The organism is Thermoplasmataceae archaeon (assembly GCA_038729425.1).
Classification (GTDB): Archaea; Thermoplasmatota; Thermoplasmata; order Thermoplasmatales; family Thermoplasmataceae; genus B-DKE.
This window is the reverse complement of sequence record JAVYSB010000004.1, coordinates 39,930-52,373: the sequence shown is the minus strand read 5'-3', so window position 1 is coordinate 52,373 and position 12,444 is coordinate 39,930. Positions and strand designations below refer to the sequence as shown.

11 protein-coding genes are annotated in these 12,444 nt (G+C 44.1%); 5 read left to right on the top strand and 6 right to left on the bottom strand.

The window, feature by feature from the left end; genetic code table 11:
- Positions 1 to 124: 124 nt before the first annotated feature.
- Positions 125 to 745 carry an HAD family phosphatase gene (locus QW597_04910; protein ID MEM0155923.1) on the bottom strand — a complete coding sequence of 207 codons (621 nt, stop codon included), beginning with the start codon at positions 743 to 745 and terminating at the stop codon, positions 125 to 127.
- Positions 746 to 814: 69 nt separating this feature from the next.
- On the opposite strand from QW597_04910, the gene QW597_04905 reads away from it, so the two are divergent.
- The 5 genes from QW597_04905 (at position 815) to QW597_04885 (ending at position 5,127) form a co-directional block, all read left to right on the top strand.
- Positions 815 to 1,828, top strand: coding sequence for a zinc-binding dehydrogenase (locus tag QW597_04905; GenBank protein MEM0155922.1), 1,014 nt, complete (start codon positions 815 to 817; stop codon positions 1,826 to 1,828).
- A 96-nt stretch (positions 1,829 to 1,924) separates the two neighbouring features.
- Positions 1,925 to 3,094, top strand: coding sequence for a hypothetical protein (locus tag QW597_04900; GenBank protein MEM0155921.1), 1,170 nt, complete (start codon positions 1,925 to 1,927; stop codon positions 3,092 to 3,094).
- Positions 3,095 to 3,227: 133 nt separating this feature from the next.
- Positions 3,228 to 3,581 carry a DUF2173 family protein gene (locus tag QW597_04895; GenBank protein MEM0155920.1) on the top strand — a complete coding sequence of 118 codons (354 nt, stop codon included), beginning with the start codon at positions 3,228 to 3,230 and terminating at the stop codon, positions 3,579 to 3,581.
- A 378-nt stretch (positions 3,582 to 3,959) separates the two neighbouring features.
- Positions 3,960 to 4,127 carry a hypothetical protein gene (locus tag QW597_04890; protein ID MEM0155919.1) on the top strand — a complete coding sequence of 56 codons (168 nt, stop codon included), beginning with the start codon at positions 3,960 to 3,962 and terminating at the stop codon, positions 4,125 to 4,127.
- Positions 4,128 to 4,176: 49 nt separating this feature from the next.
- Positions 4,177 to 5,127, top strand: coding sequence for a hypothetical protein (locus QW597_04885; protein ID MEM0155918.1), 951 nt, complete (start codon positions 4,177 to 4,179; stop codon positions 5,125 to 5,127).
- Here QW597_04885 and QW597_04880 read toward each other — a convergent pair.
- The 5 genes from QW597_04880 to QW597_04860 all read right to left on the bottom strand — a co-directional run bounded on the left by QW597_04880 (position 5,120) and on the right by QW597_04860 (position 12,443).
- On the bottom strand, positions 5,120 to 5,620 hold the full coding sequence (locus QW597_04880; GenBank protein MEM0155917.1) for a winged helix-turn-helix transcriptional regulator: 501 nt from the start codon (positions 5,618 to 5,620) through the stop codon (positions 5,120 to 5,122). The two genes, QW597_04885 and QW597_04880, sit on opposite strands and share 8 nt — an antisense overlap.
- Complete coding sequence (locus QW597_04875; protein MEM0155916.1) at positions 5,621 to 5,893, bottom strand: hypothetical protein; 273 nt, start codon at positions 5,891 to 5,893, stop codon at positions 5,621 to 5,623. It lies immediately after the preceding gene.
- Between the two features lie 10 nt (positions 5,894 to 5,903).
- Positions 5,904 to 11,045, bottom strand: coding sequence for an ATP-dependent helicase (locus tag QW597_04870; protein MEM0155915.1), 5,142 nt, complete (start codon positions 11,043 to 11,045; stop codon positions 5,904 to 5,906).
- Between the two features lie 106 nt (positions 11,046 to 11,151).
- On the bottom strand, positions 11,152 to 12,255 hold the full coding sequence (locus tag QW597_04865) for a DUF763 domain-containing protein (GenBank protein MEM0155914.1): 1,104 nt from the start codon (positions 12,253 to 12,255) through the stop codon (positions 11,152 to 11,154).
- Between the two features lie 38 nt (positions 12,256 to 12,293).
- On the bottom strand, positions 12,294 to 12,443 hold the full coding sequence (locus QW597_04860; protein ID MEM0155913.1) for a 30S ribosomal protein S27ae: 150 nt from the start codon (positions 12,441 to 12,443) through the stop codon (positions 12,294 to 12,296).
- Position 12,444 lies beyond the last annotated feature (1 nt).

Here is a 12,444-nt window from a genome sequence, read left to right as displayed (position 1 = left end):
ATAAAAGGCTTTCACTTTATCCTTTCGATGGCAGTGCCGAGCGATAACTACCGGCAGGGGCTTCTATCCACACATTAATCTGTTGAGGGTTTCCGATTCAATAACAATGATTGAAACCACTGAACTAAGCGCCGGATTTTTCCAGATTTTTTATTACCTTTAGGACCTCCGAAACTTCGTCAACAATGAAGTTTGGAGAATCCGTTTCATAATCCTTTCCATGTTTGATTAGAACTGAAATTGCACCAATGTCATTTGCAGGAATTATATCTGTCATTGCGTCTCCGACAACCACGACGTTCATAGGTTTACTTACTCCAAGCATCTGCATTGCTTTCCTGTAAGGTTCAGGGTCCGGTTTCCCCTTTGAAACATCATCGATGGTCACGATCTTCTCCGTAGGAAGTCTCATCCTGCTGACCAGTTTCCGCCGTGATGAGGTCACTATTGCAGCCGGAATGTTCATGTCACTCAATTTTGCAAATGTGCTTTCCACATCGGGATAGAGTGAAACCTGCGACATACGTTCCTCAAAGAAACGCTCCTCTTCCATTTCGACGGCGTAAGGATCGTCAGAATATTTTGCGGCAAGAGTCTGGCCGGGAAGACCGATCAGCGGCTGTATCTCGGACACTTCAGGCATTACGCCAAATTTAATGAAGGCGTGCGCCCACGCTTCGACCCTGAGTCCGAAAGAGTCTAGGAGGGTCCCATCAAGATCAAAGATGACCGCTTCAATTTTCATTTTTGGCGTATTATGTTGGAGATATTATCTTTTCCGAAGCAAAGAAATATGCCAAACATATAACAGGTCATGAAAGCAGCCTATCTGACCGAACTAAAAAAACCACTGGTAGTCAGGGAAACCGAACCTGAAGAACCTTTAGGAGACGAAATCATTCTAGAACAGGAAGTTACAGGCGTCTGCTATCGTGACATTTTGACAATGGACGGTTTCTTTCCAAGGGTAAGACTCCCCATAATTCCTGGACATGAGATCGCGGGCAGAATAACAAAAATTGGGCCTGAAGTCAAGAATTTCAGGGTTGGTCAGAGAGTTGCAAGCCTAATTTATATCCCTTGCGGAAAATGTGAATTCTGCACCTCTGGCAGGGAGAACCTTTGCCCGAACAAGAAGACATTCGGGGAACTTCTGGACGGTTCATACAGAAAGTATGTGAAAATATCGGAGAGGTCAGCCGTTCCTGTTCCAGAAGGCGTCGGCGATCATGAAGCCGCGATTTCTGCCTGCGTTACTGGAATGATTTACCATGCAATCAAGGTTGAAGGTGGGATCATGGAAGGAGAGACAATCCTCCTCACCGGGTCCGGTGGAGGGGTTGGCATGCATGCCATACAGGTTGCTAAGGCACTTGGGGCACGCGTGATCGCAGAGACTTCCTCGAAATGGAAAACGGATGAAATACTCGCAGCAGGCGCTGATGAAGTTGTGTTTGCTGAAGAGGATTTCAGCAAGAAAGTGAAAGAATTGACCGGCGGCGGAGTCGATATTGTACTTGAGGACGTGGGCAAGCCGACCTTTGAGAGTTCATTGAGGAGCCTTAAAACTGGGGGAAGGATGGTGGTAATTGGCAATGTTATCCCTGATCCCGTAAGCCTCCCCCTTGGACTGGTAATACTCAAAGGTAACAGGATCACTGGGAGTATAAGTTCCACGCGTGAGGACATGAAGAAGGTACTTGGAATGAGCGCATCTGGGAAGATCCACACGATTTCCAATCGGCTAGTTACACTCGACAGGATAAATGAAGCCTACAGTGATATAAGAAACAGAAAGAGCCTCGGAAGGGTGATGATAAAACTATAAAATACCTCCTCCTATGGGCAAACTGCCTCCGACGAGGTTGTTTGTAAAAATTTTCCAAAAGCATATTAATTTATACTTGATTCAACATGCTATTCAATGAAATCCACAAGTATGGTCGTAGTTGTTGTCGCAGTGGTTCTGGTTGCGAGCGTGGGATATATTGTTTATACTGATCCCTCTTTGTTTTCAGGTGGCAAATCTACTCCCCCAACTCTAAATGGGCTCAATATCGTTTCGACCGGTACCGTGAATACTTCAATGGGAGGTCACTGGTCTGAGGTGTTTGCAGTTAACGGAGGAATAGGAAATATCAGCCAACTGTATAAGGGATACCCATACCTCTTCACTGGCCCACTTGAAATGCTAGTTAACAATACGACAGCTCAAGTGAGTTCCCTGCAGCTCGCTGGTTTCCAGTCCACCACGAACAATAGCGCTCTCTTGTTCGGGTACCTTGGCCTGTCATCGGTAAAACTGGCAGACATGATAAATGGATCAGTCTTTAAAAACATATCAATGATTAACGGCCAGCCAGGGTATTATGCCGTGAAGGGCACAACCACCAATGGTGCCCTTTACGCTTATGTATCTTACCATTACGGCCAATCTTACGAAAGTGTCGTCTATGCCATATATAAGCAGAGCCTAATGTATGGGGTATATAACGGAAGTTCGAATCTTTCACTTTCGCATTTTACTGATCTCTTAACTAATCAGGTTAACGTCCTAAATTCCTACAACACTAGCTTCAAGGCATCAGAGAAGCTAATTCAGGCCAGCACCATCAATAACAACCTGTCAAACTCGGGATGGGTTAGCGTATTTAACGCCAGCATAACACTCTTCAAAGCTTCTGGACTAATAAACAGCAGCCTGAACAGCACTGGATACTCGATGGTCACCAACGAGGCTGGTAACTTCACCTCAAATATCAGTTCAATGGGCTTTTCCCTATTCACAAATAAATCAGATGCTGGGCTCGAGCTAGGATATGTTGGAATGACCAGTACAGCAGCTGCTAATGAAACGTTCAAGAATGCAAGCCTCATTCTGGGAGAATTAAGAGGACAGGCTCCCACTTACGGAAACACAACAAGTGGTGTAAAGCTGGAATACGCAAACGCAACTGCGTATTCTAGCGGAAACGAAACCGATTTAACTATTGCCCTGTACGGATCGTATATTATCGAAGTTGAGTATGTTGGAGTACAATTATCTCAAACAAGCCTTTTGGGAGTCATGCAGGCTGAAGCCAGCCTGCTATAAACTCCCAGATTCTTTTTTTTTATTTTCGAGCTCCTGCAATCCGGTGTTTTCAAAAATTTTCGAGATTCATCCTTTTTGATATTCCTTTACCTATAAGGTATCAAACCTTTAAATGTATGAATATTACAATTCTATGGACCTTAACGAATTCGAAAACATGAAAGGTGTCGTCGCAGTAGGCGAATTTGATGAGCTAGGCACTCTAAGATCTTTTCATTCGAAAACACTCACTGGACAGCAGGCAGACTCCACCTCAAGGCTCAGTGGATCGCTGGTGTCTTTCCTGGAAACCATTACTTCACTGTACACCAATTATTGTGGCGTCAATATAGCACCATTCCAAAGCGTTACGATACAGGGCATAGAATACTCTTTGTTCCTACAATGCGGATCCAGGGCCTGCCTTGGCGTGATAGTGAAGGACAGCGAAGTGAATTTTGACGGCATAAAGAAGAGACTATATAGCCTCTGCAATTATGGAAGATAAATGAAGAAGTCATGCCTCTGTTGCCCAGACTTTTTTTCGTGCTGAACATCTTGGGCCACAGATTACAATGAACTTCATTAGTTTTGCAGACATGGTTCTATTCGGGAAATATAAGGAAGACATTTTATTGTTTTGAACCAATTTTGGTGTTCAGCCTGTCACAGGTTATAATCCTCCAATCTGTACATATGGATAACGATACTGTGTGTGAAAGGGCATATGCGCAAAAATAATTACACAGATGTTTCAGGTCCTGTGATCACTGACGGTGAAATCAGAATTAACCGGATTGTGTTCTGATTCATAATTCTCAGAATCTCTTCTGAAGAGTACATAACAAACCAAATGTTTTTATCAGACCGTTAATTGCGATCTTTGGTGCTTCCCATGCAGGAAATGATATGCAATATAGAATTTGACAAAGATGATGATCAGTTTATAGCAAAGCTCAGGACAGAAATAGGTGGGCTCAGGGAATACACGGGGAACACATTTGACGAAGTCCTGAACGATGTGATGGTAGAACTTGAAGAAGAGTTTTCGTAAAGCAAGATTGTACCAAAAATAAATTATTTTACCATGGCATAAATCATAAGTGAACCTCCCGGTAGTTATTCTTGCAGTGGTGCTTATAACAGGCCTAGGCATTCATGCTCTTGGCCCGCGCGATGATGGAGCAGGGAGTGTAATCTATGGTAATATTCCCAATATAAACATTCAGCTTCCAGGAAATATAAGTTATAACCTCACATATCTGGGCCTTATTTATCTTAACCAGGGGCAGCCATCTGTTAATTACTTTGCTAATGATAACTGGCATGGCGTTGACAATAATGGAAACCTCTCATACAGTTCGAATTTCACAATATCAAACAGCGGAGAGGAAAGTGGACATAATCGATATGGTTCAAATGGGCAAAGTTTTCTCGTTATCATCAACGTTACCCCTGAGAATGCTACACCAGAGAAACTATTCTCATTAAACAGCTCTAATCTCGGCAACTTTTCAGAATATACTTACTATAAAGTCAGTGTCTACATTCATTTCTCTTCCCTCACAGCAGTGGGACCAGGTGCCTTGGTCATTCTTGTGTCAGATTTCAGCGCAAAGAACAATACCATGAACCTAGGACGGGATGACTTTTACGGAGATGGACAGATGCCAGGTCACCCAGGATCAATGGTCAACGGGTACTTTTTTAATCCCGGAAAATACCAGGCACTATTTTGGTGGAACGACACCTACAACCTTAACGGTGGGAGTCAGACCTTATTAAATTCAACGGGCAATAAGTATGACTTTAACTTCCCAGAGACCGCAATAAACTTTGTATTCAACGTCAGCGGAATGGCTAGTACCATTTATCAGGACCCTTACCTTGCTACCGCGGGGGTGAATATTACTACCCTTCACATATCTTCGGTTCAGCAGTCCATAGTAAATTTCATTTTGCAGCATGAAGAATTATTGAGCGTGGGAATGGCAATGGGAGCTGTCCTGTTAGCAGTTCCTTACATAATGTACAGAAGAAGGAAGTTTATTTGAAGAGATTTATAAAATTACTGGACGTATAGTCAAGGAAGCTTTCTCTGTACTTAACCAGAGTTTCTATTATTCTATCTCTGTTGTTTATGGAATATATGTTATGGCCTTCTTCCTCTCTCTTTGATACTATGGCCAGTGCTTCAAGCTCCTGAAGAATTATCAGAGCGTAGTTTCTCTTCTTTTCATTAACCGGCATAAGTTTCTCCTCAGGGATGTCCTCCCTGAGCAGTTTAAAAATCATTTCCCTCTTCCTGAGATTCCTGACAAGGAACAGAATCATGTTCTGGAACGATCCCTCCGACAGAGGAAAATACCTGACAAATTTACCATCCTTTTCACCCTTAATGCTTCCGTCTTTCTCCATGGAATACAGATGGTATTCTAGCTGGCCAACGGCAGTTCCTGTCTGTCTCTGGATTTCCCTGAAATGCATCCCTGGGTTTTTCTCGATAAACAGTAGAATTCTGTCCCTGACGTTATCTGGGTCTGGCAATTATCTACCTCTTATAGCCCCCATATAAAAAAATAGGAGTATTATTAGATCAGAAACAAGGAACGCGGGAATAAAAATTTGGCTGGAGAAGAGTATTTCCAGTGAAGACAAAGTATAAATGACATTGTCCAGCAGAATGATAACAAAAGCAATTCCAACGTATAAAATTCCAGGAGATCCTGTCTTCCTCGCACCTTTGAGGGACACCGTTATCAAAAAGATGGAGATAACTATTGAAATGCCAGACACAATGATTCCATACGAGAACGACAAGATACCACACCTACCGGAAGGTCAGGGCAAATCCCATTCTGTTCATTTCCCTACGGATTATTTCCCTGTACTTCTTATCACCGATTATCTTTGTGACCTCAATAATTTTTCCTCTCTTTTTGCCTGTGAATGCGCTGACAAAATCCCCTGAGTAAAGGTAAAAGTAATTCCTCACTGAGAATTTTCTCTTGATAAGTGCAGCGAAATAGAGCGGCAGTATGTCTTTCGGCCCCATTATTATTGTTGTTCCAGAGGGAATCCTCTTTTCTGGTTTATATTTTGTAGAAACGTAACTGACTCTTTTCTCGTCTGCATTGATAACCTTTCTTACCTTCTTCCCAAGAAGAAGCTTATCAACAGCTTCATGATAATCCTTGCCAGCCTCTGACCCAGTAACGCTTTCAAATTTATCCTTGTCGAAGAACAACAGCTCATTAAGGAGAAAATCAAGGATGATATCAACAGCTTCACGTTGTGTGTACTTTTCTGGAACAAAGACGTACTTGCGGTTATAGTCCTTCGCCAGAACGTCGTTTGAATAAAGGCTCTTTATAACGGCCCTGATTCCGGGTATATTCCTTCTCACAGTTTGCAGAATTTCTTCTTCAGTTGCTCCGCTGTTGTCCAGGATCACGCTTACAATTCTGTCCTCGTCATCTGTCAGTTTGTGATTCTTCAATGCCCTGAAAAGGGATATTGTTTCAAGCGCCCCGAGGGCAGGAACTCCAAAAGGACCGTTAAACGTGTACAGCAGCCTCGACTGGAAGTAGTTTCTCAACTGGTTATTGGTTATACCCATAGAACTGGCTTCGATCTCACTCCTGATGCCAATCACTCTGTCCCTTAGAAAATTGAATAGAATTGCCTCTGACGGTCTCGCCCTTGAGAACTGTGAAACTGCTGCCTTCAGAAGCGATTCTTCGCCCATACCCTGGCTTTCGGCTTCAAGGTTTATAACAATATCTCCCGTACGCTTGAAACCATGGTCCTCAAGCCGGTCGGGAAACGATTTTTTTTCGTCATACAGAACAAGAGCATCGAGCCCAATTCTTTTTCTGATCTGTTCAAGGCTTGTAAGAATTTGAACGTAATCTGTGCCTGGAATCTCCTGAACGCTTTCAATCCAGAGCACATTATCCTTCATTTCATACTGGACGTCTGCTATTTCTGTACCGTTACTGAAAAGGCGGGAATTGAATTCTATATCCCTTGTGTAGAGCTTTCCCATGTACATGCTTATTGGATCAAGTATTGTCAGTAAAATGCTGTTACCTTTAGGTCCGGTAACGTTCTGATCACCATAGTAAAGTTCCCGATTGTAGTAGAAAGGTTTCAACCCGCTTGCCTTGATCTCCTCGTCGCCGTGAAACCAAAATGTCCGCGAAAGCTCTCCCAGCGTTACAGGTCCATACAGATTCACAAGGAACCTTATGTCACCCGCTGATCTCTTGTCTCCAAAGAGTACTCTCAGATTGTCATTCTCGTCCCTGCAGATCGCGAGTTTGTACTCGAGCACCCTGATAATCTGCCGGATGATCTTTATATCATATGCAGATCGTTTTACAATGGCCCTATCGCTGTCATACCCCTCCCCAATGTATGATAGAATTTCCGATTCCTCCTTGGAAATTCTATCATATCTCAGGTAATTCAATGTGCTGGCAAGGCCCATTGACATGTAAGTTGAGCGGTGTTTTATGAACTTGCCATAAACTATCTCTCCGGAAGATAACGCTTCTCGGAGTTCTCTCAGGGTGAACCCGGGATATCTTGCCCTTATGTCCCAGGTATCCACGGCAAACCCGTAAACTTCGAAGAACTTCTTCAGGGTGTCTACGGGTTCACTGAATCTCTTTATCCTTTCCGACTGAATGTCCCGCTTACTTTCGCCCACAAGAGCATCCAGATCCTCTTTCATTATGTACTGTTTGGAGAAAACAGGAGATATATAGTCAAGAACTACCTCACCTCCCGAGACCATGTTTTTCAATACACCTTCCAAATCCTGGGATTCAAAGGGTAGACGTATCTGGATTTCATCCAGCGTAAGGGGGCCATAAGATCCAAGAATCTTTTTCAGGCAGTATTGAACGTCATCCTCAGTCCAAGGCTTTGTTGCAAAGGGTGTTGAGTAATATTCGACGATCCCGCCCCGGAGCTTCCTTCCTATGAGAAAGGCAGACTCCAGCCTTATCAATTCGTCTTTCAGCTCAATTTCATTCATTCCCGATCTGGATTTCAACTCATTGAATGTGGATCCATCGCACAATTCAACCAGTTTCTTCCTTGTATGGTTCATTTCCAGTTTCCTGGCAAACAACCTTCTCAGTATTCCATAACTTGTCCTCGAGGCCCATGCTGATGACCTGATGTACACCGAGGAAATTACCCCGTTATTAATGAGTCTCTCCGTGATCTCGTTTGGATCAATATCACTGTATGGGAAAGGTGAATTGAAACGATCCCTGAAGGGATCGATGTAAAGGAAGTGATCGGCGAGTGCCGCATATGATTCTTCGTCCCTTATGCGGGGAACCTTGCTCCTGAAATAGTTTTCAACGACCTTTGAGTCGTTGAACATGAAGCTTATTTTCTGTTCCCCGAAGACCCTGTCAATGATCTTGCTCTGCAATTCCTTGAGAAGCTTGGACCTGTCCTCCATCAGGACTATATCAGAAACTCCCGTCAGAATGATCCCGTATGAAAATGGACTGGTATCCTCCCTGTAATCGAGGATCGAGACGTTGCCTCTGTCTATGACGTCCTTGACGTAATTCAGAGCACGTGGAACATCCATCATGTCGTTCATTATTTCGTGGTATGTCTCCTTGATGACTGGAAAGTTCTTTATGCTCTCTAGGCTTCGCAAGACCTTGTCGCTGCGCAGCTGTTGCCTTACGATTGATATGTCATAACCTTTGTATTTTCTCAGAACCATAAGTGATCTGGCAGCGCAGTGCCTGAAACGCTGCTTGAAGACCTCAGTATTGATTATCGATCTTGAAACCATGTCCTCAAAGTTGCTGGCATTTATGAGCGTCAGCTGCTCCTTGAGTGGGATTTTCTGCGGAGCCGTCAGCATGAAACCATCATCCGTCACTGTGATCCTTGTGGTCACAGAATACTGGTTGGATATGGCCTGGGCGTAGGCACGCGAAAGTGCGTCATTTATTCTTCTGCCTAGGGGGATGTGAAATATTATGCTGTAGAGGTTCTTGGAATCAATGTATCCCTCGACAAGCAGTTTCCTGTCTGTTGGAAGAGCGAATTGACTTTGAGTCTTGACATAGGATATAAGACTGTTCGCCCCGTACTCGTCGAGTTTGTAGTACTCCATTAACCAGTGAACAGTTTCTTCTCTGTCTCTTATCCTCCTATACAGTTCTTCCCTGAATTCTCCCACAAGAACACCGAGGTCGTAATTTCTTGGCAACATCTCACCTGTCCAGGAGGGGACTGTGGGTCTCATCCCAACCGCGTCTTTCACGCTGACTCTGTTACCAGTGGACCTGATGTACATATATGTTTTAGCCCCGAGCACGAACACATCGCCGTGTTTGAGCCGTTCCACAAACTTATCACTCAGTTGCCCAAGGTGCTTGCCCCTTTCATTCACGACCTGGTAATCAGCCTCTTCCGGGATGGTACCGACATTCATGAAATATATCATCCGACTGCTCTTCTTCTTACCGAATGTGTTCTTATCCCTGTCAAACCATATTTTTGAATATATGGTGCTATCCTCTATTTCGCCGCTGAGGTAGTTTATCGTAGATCTGTAATCCTCTATCTCAAGAGTGTGAAACGTGTAGGATTTCCTTATTAAATCGTAAGCTTCATCGAAGCCCCAGACCTTCTCCAGAGACATGCCCACCAGTACCTGCGAAAGAACATCGAGCGGGTTTTCCGGAATAACAACCCGGTCAATCTCCCTGTCGTAAGCAGCCTTTGTAAGAACAGCGCATTCCATCAGATCATCAAGATCAAAGACAAGGAACCTGCCCTTTGAAAGCTGATTCAGTCCATGACCGGATCTTCCTATTCTCTGTAGACCTTTAGACACAGACTTGGGACTGCCTATCTGCACAACAAGGTCTATGTTACCTATGTCTATTCCAAGCTCCAGCGATGTGGATGTGATTACACATTTCAGTTCTCCGTTCTTGAGTTTGTTCTCAACATCCAGCCTCGTTTCTCTTCCGAGAGACGAATGGTGCGCTTCAATGCTCTCAATCCCCCTTGCCTTAAGACGCAACGCCACGTGTTCCGTTCCGCTCCTTGTGTTGGTGAATACAAGCGTCGTTCTGTGTTCTGATATCAAGCCTGCAAGAACATCATACATCTTGTCATTTGCGACTTCGTAATTGGCCCTGCTGAGGTCCTTTACAGGGGTAATGGTGCTGAGGTCTAGCGACTTCTTCGTGTCGACATCTACAATTTCAAAACTTCTCGGCTCCCCGTTTGAATAACCGCAGAGAAACTGCCCTATTACATTTAAGGGTGCCTGAGTGGCAGAAAGCCCGATTCTCACGAAATGCCCGGCAATATTCTCAAGCCTTTCAAGATTTATGGAGAGCAGCGATCCTCTTTTTGTGGCAGACACTTCATGAATTTCGTCCACAATAACGTACTTAAGCCCTAGAAATTTCTCGCGGAATTTTGGAGCGGATAGTGCCAGGGAGAATGATTCTGGAGTGGTGATAAGGATGTGCGGAGGTTTCTTCAGCATCTTCTGGCGCTCTGACTGCGGAGTATCCCCGGATCTGACTGATACCCTTATTGCAGGAAAACTGTTATTGCTTTCCTTTGAAATCTGTGCAATTTCAGAAAGGGGTCTCTTAAGATTCTTGTCGATATCATTGGCTAGCGCCTTTAAAGGGCTGATATACAGGCAGTAGATTTTATCCTCCAGTGTTCCTTCCCGGGACATTAGAAAGAGTTCATTAAGTATGGAAAGAAAACCGGTCATAGTCTTTCCGGTTCCGGTTGGGCTGGACACAAGGACGCTTATTTTCCCGTGTATCAAGGGAATAGCCCTTTTTTGGGGCTCAGTGAGACCTGTGTAGTTCCTGTTGAACCATTTTGCTATCACTGGATCTAGGAACGGTAGTTCATCCTCTACCCTATAGGATATCTCACTTGCCACATCCATCTGTTAAATCCTTCTTTTAGTTAGAATCCATATATAACGATTTTGGATAGAAAAGGCATCGGCGATAAGGGTTGTAGAATCAGTATGACGCAGAATCCTTGAGAATTTATTGCTGTCTCCCCGTGAAACTGTAACTCATCTCCGAAAGATTCCTTATCAGTCTTCTCGTGTTGGGGTCACCGGATCCAGCCTTTCCCAGTGCGTCCCTGTAGAATGATATCGCAACATCATAGTCGTGGACATTCACGGGTTTCGGAACCCCGTCTTTCCCGCCAAGAGCGAAAGAGAACTTGACAGGATCTTCAAAGGAAGGGCTGTTGCCATAGATTATTTCTGCGAGGTACGATAGGGCTCTGATTGTAGATTTCCCCACACCTTTCAGGTTCATGAGTTCATTGAAATCCTTCGGATCATATTCATAGATAGCCTGCAATCTTGCCCAGTTTATGGTATAGTCCATTCTCAATTCCGGGAAAAAATTCCCGAATGAATCCAGCGTTCTCTGGCCCCCAACCATCAACTTCGATCGCGTCTCGCCAGGCTTTTCTCCCGCAACCTCTACCATTGAATTCCTGTTTCCAGCACTCTTCTTTGTGGATAAGTCAAGAGTCATGGGCCTGATATCTGAAGAAGAGATGCCAGATCTGGAATCATTGTACATGTCTCTGGCGGCGGACCAGATCCAGTGGTACCTGCGCGCCATTCTCAGTTTTTGGTCCATCCCCTGTTGTATCACAGACCATTTTCCAGAAGGGGTTGTTATTATGAATTGCAGGTACAGATCATATCCATCCTGCAGAAGATTGTTGTCTATTTTCGCCACTTTCCTGGCGTTTTCGAGAATGGGGTGGACTTTTGTATCGCTCATATACCCATCCTTGATCAGCTTTTCAGCCTCTCCACGGACCATGGACATCTTTTGTCCTTTTCCCCCCATGATTGCGATCTCGCCGCTGTGTTTTTCGTAATACTCCTTCAAGGCCGCGAGAGTTGCAGTAGTAGTCCCGCTTGAATTCCAGTCAAACCCGATGACAAGGGAGAAGGAATGAAACCAGAATGGGTCGGATAATTTCTCCAGGAAAGTTTCAACACCATACTCATTTATTATAATCTCACTGAGCGTCCCGCCAAGTTCAATCATTCTCTTGAAAAGGTACTCCGGAGGGTGTCCGTAATGCAATGGTAAAATGGAAGTACCTCTTCTCTCCATAAAAAGCTAATAAAAATTATATTATAAAGAGTTTGACTCTATTTCTTCTTTATCTCAGTATATCCACACTTACCGCAGGTTAGCCTGTTTTCGTGTTCAGCCAGGAATGTTCCCGGTCCACATCTTGGACAGAATCGCCTTAGCCGCGTAAGTTTGTCACCATCTATCCTGTAAAGTTCTCTTTTCATC

Coding starts and splice junctions, on each gene's coding strand:
- QW597_04870 (MEM0155915.1), bottom strand. CDS start 11,045: ATGGATGTGGCAAGTGAGATATCCTATAGGGTAGAGGATGAACTACCG.
- QW597_04900 (MEM0155921.1), top strand. CDS start 1,925: ATGAAATCCACAAGTATGGTCGTAGTTGTTGTCGCAGTGGTTCTGGTT.
- QW597_04910 (MEM0155923.1), bottom strand. CDS start 745: ATGAAAATTGAAGCGGTCATCTTTGATCTTGATGGGACCCTCCTAGAC.
- QW597_04895 (MEM0155920.1), top strand. CDS start 3,228: ATGGACCTTAACGAATTCGAAAACATGAAAGGTGTCGTCGCAGTAGGC.
- QW597_04865 (MEM0155914.1), bottom strand. CDS start 12,255: ATGGAGAGAAGAGGTACTTCCATTTTACCATTGCATTACGGACACCCT.
- QW597_04860 (MEM0155913.1), bottom strand. CDS start 12,443: ATGAAAAGAGAACTTTACAGGATAGATGGTGACAAACTTACGCGGCTA.
- QW597_04905 (MEM0155922.1), top strand. CDS start 815: ATGAAAGCAGCCTATCTGACCGAACTAAAAAAACCACTGGTAGTCAGG.